Source organism: Exiguobacterium sp. s28 (assembly GCF_018618135.1).
GTDB classification, from domain to species: Bacteria; Bacillota; Bacilli; order Exiguobacteriales; family Exiguobacteriaceae; genus Exiguobacterium; species Exiguobacterium mexicanum_A.
This window is the reverse complement of the sequence record NZ_JACSLL010000002.1, coordinates 279,255-298,377: the sequence shown is the minus strand read 5'-3', so window position 1 is coordinate 298,377 and position 19,123 is coordinate 279,255. Positions and strand designations below refer to the sequence as shown.

The 19,123-nt window shown below is 53.3% G+C and carries 16 protein-coding genes and 1 other annotated feature; of the genes, 13 read left to right on the top strand and 3 right to left on the bottom strand.

Annotated elements, in window-relative coordinates; translation table 11 throughout:
• Positions 1-72 precede the first annotated feature (72 nt).
• The 3 genes from yajC (at position 73) to KNP78_RS03855 (ending at position 2,629) form a co-directional block, all read left to right on the top strand.
• Positions 73-351: a preprotein translocase subunit YajC gene (yajC, locus tag KNP78_RS03865; RefSeq protein WP_021066898.1), complete on the top strand. Its 279-nt coding sequence runs from the start codon at positions 73-75 to the stop codon at positions 349-351.
• 185 nt (positions 352-536) lie between these two features.
• Complete coding sequence (locus KNP78_RS03860) at positions 537-2,321, top strand: methyl-accepting chemotaxis protein (RefSeq protein ID WP_214823293.1); 1,785 nt, start codon at positions 537-539, stop codon at positions 2,319-2,321.
• A gap of 2 nt (positions 2,322-2,323) precedes the next feature.
• A complete protein-coding gene (locus tag KNP78_RS03855) occupies positions 2,324-2,629 on the top strand; it encodes a hypothetical protein (RefSeq protein ID WP_214797088.1) in 306 nt (101 codons plus the stop codon).
• A gap of 92 nt (positions 2,630-2,721) precedes the next feature.
• Here KNP78_RS03855 and zupT read toward each other — a convergent pair whose 3' ends face one another.
• On the bottom strand, positions 2,722-3,576 hold the full coding sequence (gene zupT, locus KNP78_RS03850) for a zinc transporter ZupT (protein ID WP_034776881.1): 855 nt from the start codon (positions 3,574-3,576) through the stop codon (positions 2,722-2,724).
• Positions 3,577-3,796: 220 nt separating this feature from the next.
• Here zupT and secD point away from each other — a divergent pair, with 220 nt between their 5' ends.
• The 9 genes from secD to KNP78_RS03805 all read left to right on the top strand — a co-directional run bounded on the left by secD (position 3,797) and on the right by KNP78_RS03805 (position 16,375).
• Positions 3,797-5,098 (top strand): protein translocase subunit SecD, encoded by a 1,302-nt coding sequence (secD, locus tag KNP78_RS03845; protein ID WP_214823292.1) that lies wholly within the window; start codon positions 3,797-3,799, stop codon positions 5,096-5,098.
• Positions 5,088-6,011: a protein translocase subunit SecF gene (gene secF, locus KNP78_RS03840; RefSeq protein WP_200881476.1), complete on the top strand. Its 924-nt coding sequence runs from the start codon at positions 5,088-5,090 to the stop codon at positions 6,009-6,011. The genes secD and secF overlap by 11 nt, the downstream gene beginning before the upstream one ends.
• A gap of 102 nt (positions 6,012-6,113) precedes the next feature.
• Positions 6,114-8,405: a single-stranded-DNA-specific exonuclease RecJ gene (gene recJ / locus KNP78_RS03835; protein WP_214797087.1), complete on the top strand. Its 2,292-nt coding sequence runs from the start codon at positions 6,114-6,116 to the stop codon at positions 8,403-8,405.
• A gap of 1 nt (position 8,406) precedes the next feature.
• Positions 8,407-8,925 carry an adenine phosphoribosyltransferase gene (locus tag KNP78_RS03830; RefSeq protein ID WP_034776883.1) on the top strand — a complete coding sequence of 173 codons (519 nt, stop codon included), beginning with the start codon at positions 8,407-8,409 and terminating at the stop codon, positions 8,923-8,925.
• A 244-nt stretch (positions 8,926-9,169) separates the two neighbouring features.
• Positions 9,170-11,302 carry a RelA/SpoT family protein gene (locus tag KNP78_RS03825; RefSeq protein WP_371743396.1) on the top strand — a complete coding sequence of 711 codons (2,133 nt, stop codon included), beginning with the start codon at positions 9,170-9,172 and terminating at the stop codon, positions 11,300-11,302.
• Between the two features lie 16 nt (positions 11,303-11,318).
• On the top strand, positions 11,319-11,762 hold the full coding sequence (dtd, locus tag KNP78_RS03820) for a D-aminoacyl-tRNA deacylase (protein ID WP_138859728.1): 444 nt from the start codon (positions 11,319-11,321) through the stop codon (positions 11,760-11,762).
• 38 nt (positions 11,763-11,800) lie between these two features.
• Positions 11,801-12,036 (top strand) — a binding site (T-box leader).
• Positions 12,037-12,075: 39 nt separating this feature from the next.
• Positions 12,076-13,356, top strand: a complete 1,281-nt coding sequence (gene hisS, locus KNP78_RS03815; RefSeq protein ID WP_034776886.1) for a histidine--tRNA ligase — start codon at positions 12,076-12,078, stop codon at positions 13,354-13,356.
• Positions 13,353-15,125: an aspartate--tRNA ligase gene (gene aspS, locus KNP78_RS03810; protein WP_214752564.1), complete on the top strand. Its 1,773-nt coding sequence runs from the start codon at positions 13,353-13,355 to the stop codon at positions 15,123-15,125. Before hisS ends, aspS begins: the two co-directional genes overlap by 4 nt.
• 116 nt (positions 15,126-15,241) lie before the next feature.
• Entirely contained in the window at positions 15,242-16,375 is a 1,134-nt protein-coding gene (locus tag KNP78_RS03805) for a hypothetical protein (protein ID WP_214823291.1), read from the top strand.
• 335 nt (positions 16,376-16,710) lie between these two features.
• Here KNP78_RS03805 and KNP78_RS03800 read toward each other — a convergent pair whose 3' ends face one another.
• Positions 16,711-16,917: a hypothetical protein gene (locus KNP78_RS03800; protein WP_161787530.1), complete on the bottom strand. Its 207-nt coding sequence runs from the start codon at positions 16,915-16,917 to the stop codon at positions 16,711-16,713.
• Positions 16,890-17,240, bottom strand: a complete 351-nt coding sequence (locus KNP78_RS03795) for an iron-sulfur cluster biosynthesis family protein (RefSeq protein WP_034776892.1) — start codon at positions 17,238-17,240, stop codon at positions 16,890-16,892. The genes KNP78_RS03800 and KNP78_RS03795 overlap by 28 nt, the downstream gene beginning before the upstream one ends.
• Positions 17,241-17,359: 119 nt before the next feature.
• On the opposite strand from KNP78_RS03795, the gene KNP78_RS03790 reads away from it, so the two are divergent.
• On the top strand, positions 17,360-19,072 hold the full coding sequence (locus KNP78_RS03790) for an ABC transporter ATP-binding protein (RefSeq protein ID WP_214823290.1): 1,713 nt from the start codon (positions 17,360-17,362) through the stop codon (positions 19,070-19,072).
• The last annotated feature ends 51 nt before the right edge of the window (positions 19,073-19,123 follow it).

Sequence of the window (19,123 nt, the reverse complement as noted above, 5' to 3'; positions counted from 1 at the left end):
GCGATTATGTGACAACGTTTCAGTTTCACGGTATAATGAACCTGATATTGAAGGAAAGGGTGAATTTTACGCATGGAAACTCTCGTAGCACTATTACCGATGATCCTTATTTTCGTCGTGTTCTACTTCTTGTTGATCCGTCCGCAGACGAAACGTCAGAAGGAAGTACAATCGATGCAAAACGCGCTTGAGCGTGGGGATCACGTCGTAACAATCGGCGGCCTTCACGGCGTCGTCCACCAAATCGAAGACACGCAAGTCACATTGAAATGTGACCAGTCACTCCTTAAGTTCAATCGCAGTGCGATTGCTGAAGTGACGAAAAAAGGCAACTCATCATTCGCTGAGTAACCAAACAACGCCTGGCCATCACTGGTCAGGCGTCTTTTTTTGTCATACTTTGAAAAATGATTTATTTTTGACAAACTTCGTCAATCCGACGAATCATCCACCTTATTTCCAAAAATCAAATTGAATCGTGAAAACGTTTGCATTATCGTCAAGTTGAGAAGAATTGGAAAGAAGGAGAAGAGGACATGGATGTGAAACGATTGCTACGCCCACTCAAAAATTGGAAGGTACGACGTCGCCCTGACCGCGTGAAAGGACGCTCGTCGATGCGCCGTAAGATGGCGATGGCGCTCGTGCCGACACTGATCGCCTTATTGATCGTCGGTGCGCTCGGCTCGTATCAATTACACAACGCGACGTCTGAGTACGACCGCGTCTTGAACGAGCGGCTCCAAGATATGCTCGTCGCTGAAGATTTGGCGTTGACCGTGACCGATGCCGAGCGTTATTTGAACTACTACCTGCTCGTCTCGAACCCGAAAACGTTGATTAGCCTTGAGGCTTCCCAAACGAAACGGGACGAATTGATGAATACGCTCCAACAGTCGACAGAAGATCCGAAAGTGCTCGCCTGGCTTGATGATCTCGAGAAGTTCAATCAACATCTCGACACGGAGATGGCGCGCGTCATCGACCTCCGTCAACAACAAGACGAGATCGGCTATAAGACCGTGCTCAATACGAGCGTGACACCGACGACGGATCGCGTCCGAATGACGGTGACCGACCTCGTCACGTATCAGGGCGAAGCGCTCGCCGCTGAGTCGGAAGCGGTCCAGGCGAGTGCCGGGCAATCAATCATCTGGATGGTCGTCATCAGCATCATCGGCGTCGCTGTCGGTCTACTTTCACTAGTAGCCCTCCAAAAGCTGTTCTTGAAGCCGATCAATCGACTCGTCAGCGAAGCGCGCGTCGTTGCCGAGGGAGACTTGACCGGAGACGATATCGAGGTTGGTTCAAACGATGAGCTCGGTGACCTCGTCACGGCGTTCAACGATATGAAACGGAACCTCGTCGGTCTGATTCGCCAAGTCGGTGCAGCCTCGGATAAAGTGACGGCCTATTCGGAAGAGCTGTACGCCAGTACGGACCATGTCGCCACGACGACGCAAGGCGTGGCCGGTCTGTTCGAACAGATGAACCTCGCCGCCCAAGCCTCGGCGAAACGGGCCGAGGAAGGGACGTCCGGCGTCAACCAAGCCGTCGTCGGCTTGAGCCAAATTGCTGCGGCCTCGCAAGGCGTGAATGAACAGACGATTCATACGCTCGAAGCGGCAAGTGGAGGACTCGAGACGATCCAGTTGGCGGAACGGCAAATGCGTGAGATTCAGCAAGCGAATGATTTGACCCAACAAATGGTCGAGCGTTTGTCGAATCAGTCGCTCGAGATCGAGAAAATCACGCGCTCGATCACCGCCATCACGGAACAGACGAACTTGCTCGCCTTGAATGCTGCGATTGAGGCGGCCCGGGCCGGTGAACACGGGAAAGGGTTTGCCGTCGTCGCGGCCGAGGTCCGAAAACTGGCCGAAGAGTCGAAACAGTCGGCGAAACAAATCCAAGCGGTCGTCGCCGATATCCAGCGCGATACGTCCGAAGTCGAATCCGCGTTTGACGTCACGAGTCAACACGTGACGAGCGGTGTCACCCAAATGGGAGAAGTCGCGGGCGCATTCCGCGAAATCGTATCGGTCATTCAAGAGACGTCCCGCCAAATGAGTGAGATCGCGGCGGCGACAGAAGAAGTGAGCGCGAACACGACCGAGGTCGCGGTCTCGGTCGAAGACATGTCGACGAATGCCGTGTCGACGCAACGAAGCGTGGAAGAAGCAGGCGCGAACGTTGAAGAACAACTCGCCGCCATTCAAGAGATCAACGGCATCGCCGAGACGATGAGCCATATGTCCGTCGAATTGAAAGATCTTGTTCATTTATTCAAGACTTCTGCCCCGCCATCTAACGAGGTATAAAGATGGACCCTCTTACATTGATTGAAATATTGCTCGATAAAACAGCGAGTGACGCGGAGCGGGATGACGCTGCAATGGACTTAGGGTTTATTTTGAATGACGAGACAGTGGAAGTCGCTTTGCTGACCGTTGCGAATGACAAGAAAACGGATGAAATGATCCGAGCTAGTTGCGGAGAATCGTTGGCCCAAATCTGGATTGGACATAACCAGGTAAGCCGTGAAAAATTGGCGTTACTTACTGGAATCGCTATGGATGAAGCAATGGCGGTAATCAAGAAGGAAAATATGGAATATATGCTAGAGTAGACAACTGTTACGCATGTTTAGTACAAACAAAAAGAGGCCGTGGAAACGAATTGTTCCTACGGCCTCTTCCTATTATGCGAGCGTTCGGTTCATTACATTAACAAAATCAGACTGGCTGCCATGACCATCATACCGGCGACCATGCCGTACACCGCATGGTGGGCCCGTCCGTATTCACGAGCAGCTGGGAGTAACTCGTCGAGCGAGATGAACACCATGATGCCGCCGACGCCTGCGAACAAGAGGCCGAACACCGTGTCACTCAAGAATGGCATCAAAAGAAGGAAACCGACGACCGCTCCGAGCGGTTCGGCAAGTCCGGACAAGAAGGACAGTTTCAGCGCCTTCTTCCGAGAACCGGTCGCATAATAAATCGGGACCGAGACGGCGATGCCTTCCGGAATGTTGTGTAACGCGATCGCGATCGCGATAGCGAGACCGACCGCTGGGTCATCGAGGGCCGAGATAAACGTCGCTAAACCTTCCGGAAAGTTATGGATGGTGATGGCGAGCGCCATGAACAGACCCATTTTATGAAGCCGCTGTTTCGTCTCTTGGTTCAACGGGACACGTTCGGTCGCCGTCGTCGCAAGTTCCTGGGACGACGGGTCGTTTTGCATCGTCTCGACGAATTTGACTTCGTGTGGGTTTTCCGGAGACGGGATGAACTTGTCGATCAAGGCGATCAACAACATCCCGCCGAAGAAGGCGAGGACGGTATAGAGCGTCCCAGCCTGCTCTCCGTGGGCCCCGACGAGTTCATCGAGCGCTTTCGGAAAAATCTCGATAAAGGATACGTAAATCATGACCCCACCTGAGAAGCCAAGGGATACCGACAAGAATGCCGTGTTGGTCCGTTTGGCGAAGAAGGCGATCATACTTCCGATCCCCGTCGCGAGTCCAGCGAACAGCGTCAGTAAAAAGGCATAGAGTATCGTACTATCCATTAGAAAGGACTCCTTTGCATGTAGTGTGTAAGTTGATAATCACATCATAGCTCAAGTTTTGCCCTAATGCAACTTTTAGTCGCGAGTGCAAAAAAGCGTGGGAAATCAACGTGTGGGTGTTACAATTTCAGGAAAACGATTGATAAATGTTTAGAATATTTGTAATGTTAACGAGAGAAGTTTTTTTACGAGAACATGTGTTTAGAAAGGAAATAGTCGTATGTACAAAAAAGGGAATATCGCGATTTTTGCGGTCATCATGATTGCAACGATCCTGCTCGCCGCCTTGTCGACGCCATGGGTCGTCAAGAACACGAACCTCGGCCTCGATCTTAAAGGCGGGTTCGAAGTGCTGTACGAAGTCCAGCCGCTCGAAGACGGCGATGTCATCGATCAATCAGCGATGAATGCAACCGTTCGCGCCATTAACAACCGTGTCAACGTCCTCGGTGTCTCGGAACCGGACATCCGGATTGAAGACGAGAATCGCATCCGCGTCCAACTCGCTGGCGTAGAGAATCAAAACGACGCCCGTGAAGTGCTCTCGTCGACCGCCCAGCTCACGTTCCGCGATGTGGATGATAACGTCCTACTCGACGGGAAAGACCTCGCTCCGCGTGGCGCAGCACTCAGCTATGACCCACAAGGCAACCCGGTCGTTGAACTGACGTTGCAATCGGCGGACCAGTTCGGTGAAGTCACGTCGCAAGTTGCCCAGCGTCCGGCACCGGAAAACCGGCTCGTCATCTGGCTTGATTATGAAGAAGGCGACACGTACGCCGAAGAGATTCAAAAAGAGAACTCGAAGATCGTGTCGGATGCATCCGTCACGTCTCCGATCCTATCGGATAAAGCCATCATCTCAGGTGGCGGCATCGATGCCGAGAGTGGTCAACGTCTCGCTGACATCTTGAACGCCGGGGCGCTCCCGGTCAAACTTGAAGAAATCTATTCGACGTCGGTCTCGGCCCAGTTCGGTCAAGACGCGCTCGACAAGACCGTGTTCGCGTCTCTCATCGGGATTGCAGCCATCTTCTTGTTCATGTTGTTCTTCTATCGTTTACCCGGTCTCGTCTCGATCATCACGCTCATTTTGTATATCAATTTGATTATGTTGTTCTTTAACGGCATTAACGCCGTCTTGACGCTCCCTGGTATTGCCGCTCTCGTCCTCGGTGTCGGGATGGCGGTCGATGCGAACATCATCACGGCCGAGCGCATCAAGGATGAACTCCGGTCAGGGAAATCGGTCCTCTCGGCATTCCGTGCCGGGAACCGGCGCTCGCTCAGTACGATCATCGATGCCAACTTGACGACCCTCATCTCGGCAGCGGTCTTGTTCTATTTCGGGACGAGCTCGGTCCGTGGGTTCGCCATCATGCTCATGATCTCGATTGCGATGACGTTCATCTCGAACGTCTTCATCTCGCGTTATTTGATGCACCTCCTCGTCTCGAGTCGTCTGTTCGACAAACGAAAAGGCTGGTTTGGTGTGAAGGAGAGTGAAATCCGTGAACTTTAAGCTCACTGAATTAAACTATGTGAAACATATGCGCACGATGTTCATCGTCTCGTGTGCCATCGTCATCATCGGTCTCGGCATCTTGTTCTTCCGTGGCTTGAACCTCGGGATTGACTTCGCATCCGGTACCCGGGTCGAAGTGTTGACCGAATCACAAGTATCGCAAGAAGAATTGGCGTCGGCATTTGAAGAAGCCGGTGTCGATGAAGAGATTTCGTCGGTCCAATACGCGGAAGGCGGAACGCTCGCCAACGTGACGTTCGTCGGCCAGCTCGCTCAAGACGAAGTCGCGTCGGTGAAGACCGTGTTCACGGAAACGTTCGGGAACGACCCGAACATCAGCACCGTGTCGGCCGAAGTCGGCCGTGATATCGCTCGGAATGCCATCTATGCGGTCGCACTCGCGTCGCTCGGGATTATCCTCTATATCACGTTCCGCTTCCAATTCTCGTATGCGGTCGCAACGGTCGTCGCCATGCTTCACGATGCGTTCTTCATGATCGTGGCGTTCTCGATTTTCGGTATCGAGGTCAACTTGTACTTCGTCGCCGCCATCTTGACGATCATCGGTTACTCGGTCAACGATACGATCGTCACGTTCGACCGCGTCCGTGAGAACATCCAAGCGTATGAGAAAGAACGGAAAATCAAATCGATGGACGTGTATCGTGACATCGTCAACACGTCGATTCAAGAGACGATTGTCCGCTCGGTCAACACGGTCGTCACCGTGCTCTTGACGGTCATCGCCTTGTACGTGTTCGGTGCCGAGTCAATCCGTGGCTTCTCAATCGCGTTGCTCATCGGTCTCGTCATGGGGATGTACTCATCGATTTTCATCGCCTCGTACTTGTGGATGCTCCTCAAAGGCATGTCGCTCAACAAAAAGAAAGAAACCGCCCCAGAGGCGTAACAGCAGGTCTCCCGCATCGTTCGGGGGACCTTTTTTGAATGTCAAGACGGCACTTCACTCGCTCGTTCTGATATAATCAACAATTGATTGGAGTGAAGGACTATGTATCATGCAAAGAAACGATGGGTGTATCCGGAGACGGATACGGCCGCGGTTGAACAGCTACAGACAGAATTGAATATATCGGAGCAGCTCGCGACGCTCCTCATGCAGCGGGGGCACCGTGACGTCGATGCGGCGAAAGCGTTCCTGCACATCGAGGACGAGTTGACGTTCCACGATCCGTACTTATTTGAACAGATGAACAAAGTCGTTGACCGTTTGAAACGCGCGGCCGATGACGGGGAGATGGTGCTCATTTACGGCGACTATGACGTCGATGGTGTCAGCGCCTCGGCCGTCATGTGGCACGCCTTGACCGAGATTGGTGTCATGGCGGAATGTTATATCCCGAACCGGTTCACGGAAGGATACGGTCCGAACAAAGAGGCGTTCAGCTGGGCCGCGGGTGAAGGGTTCACGCTCATCATCACGGTCGACTGTGGGATCTCAGGAATCGAAGAGGCGGCGCTCTTAAAAGAGCTCGGTGTCGATTTGATCATCACCGACCACCACGAACCGAAAGAGACGCTCCCAGATGCGTTCGCCATCATCCATCCTCACATCGATCCGTCATATCCGTATGACAAGCTCGCTGGGGCGGGCGTCGCACTCAAAGTAGCTCATGCCGTGCTCGGACGGATGCCGGAAGAGTTGCTCGACTTGGCCGTGCTCGGCACGATTGCCGACCTTGTCCCGCTCGACGGGGAGAACCGTTTGCTCGCGAAGCTTGGTCTGAAGGCGCTCGATGACTCAAAACGTCCAGGCATTCTCGCGCTCCGCGAAGTGTGCGCGTTGACGGACGGGACATTGAACGAAGAGTCGGTCGGTTTTGCGTTTGGACCGCGCATCAACGCTGCCGGTCGTCTTGACTCGGCGATGCCGGCGCTCCAAATGTTGCTCGCCGAGAGCGTCGAGGAGGCACTCGAACTGGCTCAAAAGCTCGACAAACAGAACAAAGAACGTCAAGACATCGTCAAGACGATCGCCAAAGAAGCGACGGAACTCGTCGAGGCATCGATGACGGACGACCGCGTTCTCGTCGTCGCCAGCGAACGATGGAATCCGGGTGTCGTCGGGATCGTCGCCTCAAGACTCGTCGAGGCGTACTATCGTCCGGTCATCCTATTGTGCCACGACCCGAAAACAGGGAAGGCGAAGGGGTCGGGCCGTTCGATCGACGGTTTCGACTTGTTCAAAGAACTGTCGAAAAATGAAGACATCTTGCCGCACTTCGGCGGACACCCGGCCGCAGCCGGGATGACCTTGTTATCGGAGAACGTGGCCGAACTGCGCCGGCGTCTGAACGAACAAGCCGAATCGATTCCGGACGAGACGTTCGTCGCCCGCGTCAACGTCGACTTGAAGCTCGACGTGAACGACGTGTCGCTCGACTTGATCTCAGAGATTGGCAAGCTCGCCCCGTTCGGGATGGGTAATCCGTCACCGCGTGTCGTCGTGGCAGACGCTAGACTTCGCGATATCCGTCAAATCGGGCGCGACAACACCCATTTGAAGGTTCAGCTCGCCGGGGATAAGCGGGAACTTGATGGCATCGGCTTCGGTTTCGGTCACGTCGTCTCTGAAATCTCGAAGATGGCCCACGTCTCGGTCATGGGCAGTCTGCAAGTAAATGAATGGAACGGGATGCGCAAGCCGCAGCTCATGATTCAAGACATCCGTGTCGACGGGTTCCAAGTGTTCGATTATCGGGGCAAGAAAAATTCGCTCGACGAATTGAAACAGCTCCCGGGCGACACGACGTCGTTCATATCGTTCCAAGGCCGGGACGACTTCCCGCTCCACGATCTCAGCACGCCGCTCAAACCGTTCGTCGTCCTGCTCGATTTGCCGGACGAGGAAGATGTGCTCGCAGACATGTTGACCGAGGATGTCGAGCGCGTGTACTGTGCGTTCGGACAAGGCGGCTCATTTTTTGAGAAGTTGCCGACGCGAGAAGATTTCCGAACATATTACGTCCATATGGCGACGTGCGAACGGAAAAACCTGCGCGAAAACTTGATTCGTTTGTCAATCGAGCGAAAATGGTCAAAAAATACGATTCAATTTATGCATCAAGTATTCTCTGAACTCGAATTTCTTGTTACAATGGAAGACGGACTGCCTGGAGTGAATCCAGAAGCGCCGAAACGTGATTTGACCGAAGCGCCATGTTATAAGCGCCGGGTCGGACGAGTCCAACTCGAGGAGCGTTTCATCTATGCGTCGTTGGCAGAACTGAAAGAGCGGTTACAATCATTGCGATCGAACAAGATGCAGGAGGCTTACACATAAAATGGATTTCAAACAGCATATTAAAGAAGTAGCGGATTACCCGAAAGAAGGGATCAGCTTCAAGGACATCACGTCACTCATGCAAGACGGCCCGGCCTATAAAAAAGCGGTCGACGAGCTCATCGCTTACGCACAGGAGCGCGGTGCTGAACTCATCGCCGGCCCTGAGGCACGCGGCTTCGTCGTCGGTTGCCCGGCAGCGTACGCACTTGAGCTCGGGTTCGTCCCGGTCCGTAAAGAAGGCAAGTTGCCACGTGAGACGGTTCGCGTCTCTTACGGACTCGAATACGGCACAGACATTTTGACGATGCACAAAGACTCGATCAAACCGGGCCAACAAGTCGTCATCTTGGATGACTTGCTCGCAACAGGCGGAACGATCGAAGCGACAATCAAAATGATTGAACAGCTCGGCGGCGTCGTCGCTGGGATCGGATTCTTAATCGAGCTTGATGGACTTGGTGGACGTGAGCGTCTCGAAGGATACGACGTGTTCTCACTCATCCGTTACGAAGATTAATCAAAGGGAAGCGATGGCTTCCCTTTTTTAAATAGTTTTTTAAGTAAAACAACCCACAACCTTTGACAGGTCGTCAGATTTTTTCGATAATAGTAAGTAAAATTAGAACAACCACGTACGTTAACTACTACCATGCTGCGACTTGTCCGAGTCGATTGGAGCGGTAAGAAAAAGGGTGTCGAATGTTATGACCAAAAAACAAATCGTAAGTATTGAGGACCTTCTCGACGCGCTCGGGGAGTATATGGGTGAAGACGAGATTGCCGAAGTGAGACGCGCTTACGAATACGCCAAACTGCATCATACCGGTCAGTTCCGACGTTCAGGCGAACCCTACATTCTGCATCCGGTCCAAGTGGCCGGTATTCTCGTTGATATCGGGTTAGACGCGACGACCATCATCGGGGCGCTCTTGCACGACGTCGTCGAGGATACGGACGTCACGCTCAAAGAACTCGCCGATGAGTTCGGTGTCGATGTGGCCATGCTCGTCGATGGAGTGACGAAGCTCGGTAAAATCAAATATAAATCGAAAAAAGAAGAACTCGCTGAGAATCACCGTAAAATGATTATCGCGATGGCAGAAGACGTGCGCGTCATCTTGATCAAGCTTGCCGACCGTCTGCACAACATGCGGACGCTTCAACATATGCCGAAAGAGAAACAAGTTCAAAAGGCGGAAGAGACGCTCGAAATCTTCGCCCCGCTCGCCCACCGGATGGGGATCTCGACGATCAAATGGGAGCTCGAGGATATCTCGTTACGTTATATCAACCCGCAGCAATACTATAAGATCGTCTCGATGATGAAACAGAAGCGCACTGAACGCGAAGCGCTCGTCACATCGGTCATCACGGAAGTGAACACCGTCCTCGAGGACGTGAGCATCGAGGCCGATGTCAACGGCCGTCCGAAGCATATCTACTCGATTTACAACAAGATGGTGAAGCATAAAAAAGAGTTCAATGAAATTTATGACTTGATGGCCGTCCGCATCATCGTCGATTCGATTCGCGACTGTTACGCCGTCCTCGGCATCATCCACACGCAGTACAAGCCGATGCCAGGCCGATTCAAAGACTACATCGCCATGCCGAAACCGAACATGTATCAGTCGCTCCACACGACGGTGATCGGACCGAAGGGTGAGCCGCTCGAAGTGCAAATCCGGACGAAGGACATGCACTTCATCGCCGAGTTCGGGATTGCCGCGCACTGGGCCTATAAAGAAGGAAAGAGTGTCGCGACGAACGGGTTCGATGAAAAAATCGCCCATCTGCGCGAGATTTTAGAGCTACAAAAAGATACGACCGACGCTGAGGAGTTCATGGAATCGCTCAAAGTCGACTTCTTCAGCGACATGCTCTACGTCTTCACACCGAAAGGCGACGTCTTCGAGTTGCCGAAAGGCTCGGTCCCGATCGATTACGCGTACCGCATCCATACCGAAATCGGTCACCGGATGACGGGCGCGAAAGTGAACGGACGGATGGTGCCGCTCGACCATAAACTCGAGACGGGTGACATCATCGAGATCATCACGTCGAAACACAGCTACGGGCCGAGCAAGGACTGGCTCAAACTCGCCGTCTCGAGCCAAGCGAAGAACAAGATTCGCCAATGGTTCAAGCGCCAACAGCGTGAAGAGAACGTCGAGAAAGGCAAAGAGCTCGTCGACGTCGAGATCAAGAAGCTCGGTTTCGAACCGAAAGAAGTGATCGATGACCAGTCGCTTGCCGTCGTCGTCGAGAAGTTCAACTTCGGGAACGAAGAAGAGATGTACGCCGCGGTCGGCTATCATGGCATCACGGCGGCGCAAGTCGCCCACAAGTTGACGGAGAAGCAGCGGAAAGAACCGAAACTTGAACTGTCGGACGCGATCAACGAATTGAAAGTCAGTCAGTCACCGAAGAAGAAGACAGCCGAGGCCGGCGTCTCGGTGAAAGGGATCGACAATATGCTCATCCGCATGAGCCGATGCTGTAACCCGGTACCGGGCGACGAAATCGTCGGGTATATCACGCGCGGACGCGGCGTGTCGATTCACCGGAAAGACTGCTTGAACATCATCAATGAGCAGCATCCGGAGAGGCTCCTCACGGTCGAGTGGGAAGCCGGGCAAGCAAAAGAGAAGAACTATAACGTTGACATCGAGATCACAGGCTACGACCGTTCAGGGCTCTTGAACGACGTGCTTCAAGCCGTCTCGGCGACGAACACGAACATCGTGGCGGTGAGTGGACGCGGAGACCAGAACAAACAGGCCCGCATCTCGATGACGATTTCGATTCCGAACGTGAACCATCTGCAAAAAGTCGTTGACCGGATCAAGCAAATCTCGGACGTGTACTCGGTCAGCCGAGTCATGATGACGTAACGAAAGGAAGATTTCAGTGCGTGTATTGTTGCAACGAGTGAAACAAGCCTCGGTCACCGTCGACGCGGAGACGGTCGGCCAAATCGAGGCCGGCTATCTGCTCCTCGTCGGGGTGACCCACGAGGACACCGAGACGGAAGTAAACTGGCTCGCCGACAAGGTGGCCGGACTCCGTGTCTTCGAGGACGCGGACGAGAAGATGAACCTATCGATTCAAGACGTCGACGGGAAAGTATTGTCCGTATCACAGTTCACGCTGTACGGCGACACGCAGAAAGGCCGTCGTCCCGCGTTCACGCAAGCGGCGAAGCCGGACATCGCGGAACGGCTTTACGAGAAATTCAACGATCGCTTGCGGACGCACGGGCTCGTCGTCGAGACCGGGCAGTTCGGGGCGATGATGGACGTCGCGCTCGTAAATGACGGACCGGTCACGCTCATGCTCGAAAAAAACGCTTGACAGAAGCGGGCACGATTCGGCATCATGAACCATATAACCTAACACCTGCGATAAAGAAGAGTACGGTCACCCCACCAGCAAAGAGAGCGATGTCTAGGCTGAAAGCATCGACTGGATGATGACCCGAACGACACTTTGGAGGTGCTTCCTTGAACGCTTAGTAGGGGGAGCCGTTTCATCGGGCGTTAACCGATTTCGAGTGGCAGAGTTTCAAGTATTGGCTCTGCAACGAGGGTGGTACCACGGGAAACTTTAACAGGCTCTCGTCCCTTTGCGGACGAGGGTCTTTTTGTATTCTAAGGAGGGAAATTGGATGAAAGCACCACGCGGCACACAAGACCTGCTTCCGGGCACGGTCGAGACGTGGCAGTATGTCGAAGAGAAACTACGCGACATCAGCGCCCGTTACAACTATAAAGAGATTCGTACCCCAATTTTTGAAACGACCGACCTATTCACAAGGAGCGTCGGCGAGACGACGGACATCGTCCAAAAAGAGATGTTCACACTCGTCAAGAAAGGCAAGGACGAGTATACGCTCCGTCCGGAAGGAACGGCCTCGGTCGTCCGCGCCTTCGTCACGAACAAGCTGTTCGGTAGCCCCGACCAGCCGACGAAACTGTATTACATGGGACCGATGTTCCGCTACGAACGTCCACAAAAAGGACGGTTCCGCCAATTGCACCAATACGGTGTCGAGGCGATCGGCAGCAGTGACCCGGCCGTTGACGCCGAGGTCATCAGCCTCGCCTACACGATTTACAAATCGTTCGGGCTTAAAAAAATCAAAGTCGTCGTCAACTCGCTCGGTGACGCCGAGAGCCGCAACGCTCACCGCGAAGCGCTCATCCGTCACTTCGAGCCGGTCCAAGACGAGTTATGTCAAGATTGCCAGACGCGGCTTCACCAGAACCCGCTCCGCGTCCTCGACTGTAAAGTCGACCGCGACCACCCGTCGATGAAGTCGGCGCCGTCGATTCTCGACTTCTTGAACGAAGAGTCGAAGACGTACTTCGAGAAAGTCCTCGCGCACTTGGACGCGCTCGGTGTCGCCTACGTGGTCGACCCGACGCTCGTCCGCGGACTCGACTACTATACGCACACGGCGTTCGAGATTATGTCAGAGGCAGAAGGCTTCGGCGCCATCACGACGCTTTGCGGCGGTGGACGCTATAACGGTCTCGTCCAAGACATCGGCGGACCGGATATGCCGGGCATCGGCTTCGGGATCGGGCTCGAGCGACTCATCCTCGCTCTTGAGAACGAAGGAGTACTTCCTGAACTCGAGACGGGACTTGACGTCTTCGTCGTCGCCCAAGGCGGCACGGAAGTCGAAGTGACGGCGACACGCCTGTTGCAACTGCTTCGCAGCGAAGGCTTCAAGGCGGACCGCGATTACCTCGGCCGCAAGTTCAAAGGCCAATTCAAACAAGCCGACCGCTTGAACGCGAAGTTCACCGTCATCCTCGGAGACGATGAAGTCGAACGCGGCTCAGCTTCCCTCAAGGTCATGGCGACCGGGGAACAAGTCGACGTGCCGCTCTCGGCCGTCGCAGACAAAATTCGTGAACTATCGGAAGGAGCAGGACAATGATCGGACGCACACATATGAACGGCCGCGTGACAGAGTCACTCATCGGCCAAGAGGTACAACTTAAAGGATGGGTACAAAAACGTCGCGACCTTGGAGGACTCATTTTCATCGACCTTCGTGACCGCACAGGCATCGTCCAAGTCGTCGTTCGCCCGGAAAACGAAGCGGTGCACCAGCTCGCCGAATCGATTCGCAGCGAATACGTGCTCGATATCAAAGGGACAGTCCTCGAACGTGAGAACAAGAACCCGAACATGCCGACCGGGAACGTCGAAGTCATCGCTTCAGAGATTAACATTTTGAACGCGGCGAAGATGACGCCGATTCCAATCGGTGACGAGGCCGAGAACGTATCGGAAGACCTCCGTCTCAAATACCGTTACCTTGACCTCCGTCGTCCGGCGCTCCAAGAGACGTTCCGTCTCCGTTCGAAAGCGTCGAACACGATTCGTAACTTCTTGACGGAAGAAGAGTTCCTCGAAGTCGAGACGCCGATTTTGACGAAATCGACACCAGAAGGCGCGCGTGACTATCTCGTCCCAAGCCGTGTTCACGGCGGCGAGTTCTACGCGCTCCCGCAATCACCACAATTGTTCAAACAGCTCCTCATGGTGGCCGGGTTCGACCGTTACTTCCAAATCGCACGCTGCTTCCGTGACGAAGACCTTCGGGCCGACCGTCAACCGGAATTCACGCAAGTCGACATCGAGACGAGCTTCATGGACGTCGAAGACTTGATGGCGATGATGGAATCGATGATGGGGCAAGTCATGGAAGCGACGCTCGGTCGCACCGATACGCCGGCCAAGTTCGAGCGGATGACGCACGAAGAAGCGATGCGCCGTTTCGGTTCAGACAAACCGGACACACGTTTCGGTCTCGAACTCATCGACGTCGCCGACGCGGTCACAGGTGCCGGTTTCAAAGTGTTCGATATGGCCCTCGAGTCAAACGGACAAGTGAAAGCGATCAACGTCAAAGGCGAGGCGGACAAGTTCTCGCGTAAAGACATCGACAAGCTTCAAGAGTTCACAGCCGTATACGGTGCCAAAGGCCTCGCTTGGCTCAAAGTGACGCCGGAAGGCTTGAACGGACCGATCGCCAAGTTCTTTGATGAGACGTACGCCCAGAAGTTGATGGAAGCGACGAACGCGGAAGCGGGCGACCTGCTCCTCTTCGTGGCGTCAAAACCGACTGTCGTCGCCGACAGCCTCGGCGCACTTCGCGTCAAACTCGGTCATGAGCTCGGTCTCATCGACGAGTCGAAGTTCAACTTCCTTTGGGTGACGGACTTCCCGCTCGTCACGTTCGAAGAAGAGGACGGCCGTTTCTACGCCAACCACCACCCGTTCACGATGCCAAACCGTGACGACCTCCACTTGCTTGAGACGGACCCAGCGAGCGTACGCGCACTCGCCTATGACCTCGTCTTGAACGGGTATGAGCTCGGCGGCGGCTCGCAACGGATTTATGAGCGCGACATTCAAGAGCGCATGTTCAAATTGCTCGGCTTCACAGAACAAGAAGCGGTCGACCAGTTCGGCTTCTTGCTCGAAGCGTTCGAATACGGTACACCGCCACACGCGGGTATCGCCCTCGGTCTCGACCGTCTCGTCATGATCCTCGCGGGTCGTTCGAACCTTCGTGACACGATCGCCTTCCCGAAAACGGCGTCGGCGAGTGACTTGCTCACACAAGCACCAAGCCCGGTCGCGGATGCACAACTCGAGGAGTTGTCGATTCGGACAGCGGTGAAAGAGAAAAAATAATAGTTAGTCACAAGGACCCGTCACTTGGCGGGTCTTTTTGCGTATATGTGAATAAGTGGAAAAGTGATATAGTTATGGAATAAATTGTATGATGAAGATGGGGGAGCCGGGGAAGCATGAAACCAAGAAAAATTGTTCAATCGATCGGGTTGGTGATTGGATTGACGACAATCTTAGCAGGATGTAATCAAGAAACGGAAGCGACGCCGAAAGTTGACGAGACCGTCGAGGAGGCCAAATCGGAAGATTCGGAAATGATTCGATTGCGTCCCGTCGCCGAGGACGCCTCAATCGGGGCAGTGAAGGACTATGACCTATCATCGTTCTTCCAACATAAAGTCGCGATGATTGCACCGGAGCATATGGTCGATGAACACATTGTCTATACGGATTCTGTCGGTGAAGTCGGCCATGACATCTACGTGTATGATACGGAACGAGCAACTAATCGGTCGTTACATAAGACATCAAGAACAATCGGTAGTCTCGTCGGCATCAAAGATGAAATATTTTGGATTGAATATGAACTGACTGAAGACAATGGATATGCTTGGTCCATTTTCCGGATGAAGCTCGACGCATCGGAACTGACTGAACTTTATAACGGGGTCAGTATGTTCGAGACGCCCGTTCCTCATTTGAATGCATCGGATGATCGCGTCACATGGGTTGATTATGAGGCATCAGAAACGATGACGACGTCGGCGGTGATGCAGTATTTGTATGATACGGCCACGGTGGAAACGATTCAAACGTACACGCTTCAAGAAGGGGAGAAACGAGATGGCGAGTACGTATTCGATTACAGAGTTGGTGAGGACGGTGTCATCGTCCATCGAAGCTCATTCGCTGATGGGGAAAAGACGACAAAGTTAACCACGCTCGATGGAACGTTTGACGAGGATATGGGCGCATTGGTCGACTTTGAAACAGGTGCGGACTATGTTGCTCTTGGAAAAGAAGGACGTGCCGATTTTGTAGGGCTGACGGGGGGAGCGAAACAGTTCCAACATAAAAGCACACAGTCAAAGATTACATTTGACTCGTTTCGTTTCTTGCCGGATCAGCGAATCCTATTCCGCGAAGGCATGAATCGCTTATTAGTTGCGGATTTGAATGAAGCGACGGTTTCGTATTTGCCGAGTCGAGGCGGCACGACGTCCAAGCCGATCTATCGTGATGGTCAAATCGCCTACGCCGAACTTGGGGATGGCGGGTTGATTACGTTTTACACCATCGATGTGAACTGACATGGAAACCAAAAATCGTCACCTCCGGTTATGGAAGTGACGATTTTTGTTGCTTCATCTACTCGTTTTATGATTCGTCCGGCTTCTAGATTTGATTGATCGAAGGATCACCGTAGCGAGAAGAAGCAAAGCTAACATAAAACCGATATACGTCAGATTCACGAAAAGTGAAGATAAAGTATCTTCAAATCGGATGCTGAACCAAACCCATAGCCCTGTAATAAATACGCCCCAGAGCGCTGTCGGATAGTTAAGCATTTTGTTTGTAAACCACATGAGATAGCTCCCTTTTTAGAAATTATATCATGTGGATTGGAATATAAACCTTATATCCCCTAATTATCCATTCGTTTACTAGTCTGCTGAAGCGCGAACCCGAAAGCGAACAGCGAGGCGATCACGGCCGTCATCGTATAGACGGAGTCGGTGAAAGCGAGGAAGATGCCGAACAAGCCGAGCCCGAAGCTGAGGAGAAACCAAAGCCAGAGGCTCGGATGGTCTCGTAACGCCTGTTTCATCGGCTCGGGACGTTCAACTGGCAACCGGTCCCGTCGGTCACGAGCAAGTTCGAGTTGAACACTTGGCCGTTGCTCTTCAAGACGAGAGATCGTTTATCTTCGCGATAGTCGATGATCATGTCTTCGTCGAGAAACACTTTCGTCCAGTTCTTGATGAGGATCGGGCCGATGTTCGAATCAATCTCGACGTCTTCCGGTGTCGTTTCGGTCACGTAGCGAATCTCGAAGATGCCGCTATTGCCGCAGCCGCAACCTTCCGTCTCATAAAACAAATGCATCTGTCCTTTACGGTCGCCTTTTAAAGCGTCAATCCGCTCTTGGGCGCGTTCTGTAATTTGTACGTTCATTTGAATCAGCTCCTTATGTCTATTATACCGCGCTGGAAAAAAGATTGAAAAAGACGTGCTTCCCGTTTTCCACTTCCTGCAAAAAGGCGTAAACTATTTGTTTAGAAGGGGGAAACGAAATGATCTCACGTTTTTTTAGTTATTACCGTCCACATAAGAAGTTATTCATCCTCGATTTCTCGTTCGCCATCCTCGTCGGTCTGCTCGAGCTCGGCTTTCCGCTCGCCGTGCAATGGTTCATCGACGATTTGTTGCCAGGTGGGGAATGGAACTGGATTATCATCATCAGCATCGGCTTGCTCATCCTTTACATACTCGCCATGATGATGCAATACGTCGTCAACTATTGGGGGCATAAGCTCGGCATCAATATCGAGACCGATATGCGGGAAGAGCTGTTCACCCATATCCATAAACAGTCGTTCCGGTTCTTCGATAACCACAAGACCGGTCATTTGATGAGTCGGGTGACGAACGACTTGTTCGATATCGGCGAAGTGGCGCACCACGGGCCTGAAGATTTCTTCATCGCCATCATGACGCTGCTCGGTGCGTTCGGGATCATGTTCTCGATCGACCCGCAACTCGCGCTCGTGACGGTCGTCGCCGTGCCGTTCCTCGTCATCATGATCACGTATGCCAACAAGAACATGAACAAGGCGTGGCAAAAGATGTATACGAACATCGGCGAAGTGAACGCCCGTGTCGAGGACAGCGTTTCTGGGGCACGCGTCGTCCAATCGTTCACGAACGAGACGTTCGAAATCAACCGTTTCCAAAAAGATAACAATTTCTATCGCGGCTCGAAAATCGAGGCATATCGGGTCATGAGTAAGTCGCTCGCCGGGATTTACATCACGACGCGGCTCATGACGCTGCTCGTCCTTGTCTACGGCGCATATTTGACGTATCAAGGTCAACTCTCATACGGTCAGCTCGTCGGGTTCATCCTCTATATGAACTTGCTCATCAAGCCGATCGAGAAAATCACGGCCCTCCTCGAGATGTACCCGAAAGGGATGGCGGGCTTCAAACGATTCACGCAACTCCTCGACGAGGCCCCGGACATCGAGAACCGTCCGGACGCGACCGACGTCAAGACGCTTAAAGGCGACATCGCTTTCCAAAACGTCTCGTTCGGCTACTCGGACTATCGGCAAGTGTTGACCGACATCGACCTCGACATCAAGGCCGGAACGACGGTCGCCCTCGTCGGGACGAGCGGGGCCGGGAAGACGACAATCTGTTCGCTCATCCCGCGTTTCTATGATGTGACGAGTGGGAAAATCACAATCGACGGCATGGACATCCGTGATATGACGAAAGAGAGTCTGCGCCGCCAAATCGGGATCGTGCAACAAGACGTGTTCTTGTTCGCCGGGACGCTCCGTGAGAATATCGCCTACGGAAAACTGGACGCGACCGACGCGGAGATTATGCATGCGGTCGAGAAGGCGCATTTGAACTCGCTCGTCGAGGAGCTCGAGCATGGTCTCGAGACGCAAATCGGGGAGCGAGGCTTGAAACTGTCGGGCGGTCAGAAACAACGGATCGCCATCGCCCGCATGTTCCTCAAAAATCCGCCGATCTTGATATTAGATGAGGCGACGTCCGCGCTCGACACGGAGACGGAAGCAATCATTCAAGACTCGCTCAATGAACTCGCGGCTGACCGGACGACGCTCATCATCGCCCACCGTTTGGCGACGGTGAAGAATGCTGACCGCATCCTCGTCGTTACCGCTGACGGCATCGTCGAGGACGGGACGCACGATGAATTGAGCATGAAAGGCGGCGTGTTCGCCGGATTGCTCAGACGCCAACAACTATAAGGAATGGGCAGCCACCAATATTTTTGGTGGCTGTCATGCGTTAGTTGGGTA

Bases quoted from the DNA above. Each gene is read 5' to 3' on its own strand.
- yajC (WP_021066898.1), top strand. From the start codon at position 73: ATGGAAACTCTCGTAGCACTATTACCGATGATCCTTATTTTCGTCGTG.
- KNP78_RS03860 (WP_214823293.1), top strand. From the start codon at position 537: ATGGATGTGAAACGATTGCTACGCCCACTCAAAAATTGGAAGGTACGA.
- KNP78_RS03855 (WP_214797088.1), top strand. From the start codon at position 2,324: ATGGACCCTCTTACATTGATTGAAATATTGCTCGATAAAACAGCGAGT.
- zupT (WP_034776881.1), bottom strand. From the start codon at position 3,576: ATGGATAGTACGATACTCTATGCCTTTTTACTGACGCTGTTCGCTGGA.
- secD (WP_214823292.1), top strand. From the start codon at position 3,797: ATGTACAAAAAAGGGAATATCGCGATTTTTGCGGTCATCATGATTGCA.
- recJ (WP_214797087.1), top strand. From the start codon at position 6,114: ATGTATCATGCAAAGAAACGATGGGTGTATCCGGAGACGGATACGGCC.
- KNP78_RS03830 (WP_034776883.1), top strand. From the start codon at position 8,407: ATGGATTTCAAACAGCATATTAAAGAAGTAGCGGATTACCCGAAAGAA.
- KNP78_RS03825 (WP_371743396.1), top strand. From the start codon at position 9,170: ATGGGTGAAGACGAGATTGCCGAAGTGAGACGCGCTTACGAATACGCC.
- hisS (WP_034776886.1), top strand. From the start codon at position 12,076: ATGAAAGCACCACGCGGCACACAAGACCTGCTTCCGGGCACGGTCGAG.
- aspS (WP_214752564.1), top strand. From the start codon at position 13,353: ATGATCGGACGCACACATATGAACGGCCGCGTGACAGAGTCACTCATC.
- KNP78_RS03805 (WP_214823291.1), top strand. From the start codon at position 15,242: ATGAAACCAAGAAAAATTGTTCAATCGATCGGGTTGGTGATTGGATTG.
- KNP78_RS03795 (WP_034776892.1), bottom strand. From the start codon at position 17,240: ATGAACGTACAAATTACAGAACGCGCCCAAGAGCGGATTGACGCTTTA.
- KNP78_RS03790 (WP_214823290.1), top strand. From the start codon at position 17,360: ATGATCTCACGTTTTTTTAGTTATTACCGTCCACATAAGAAGTTATTC.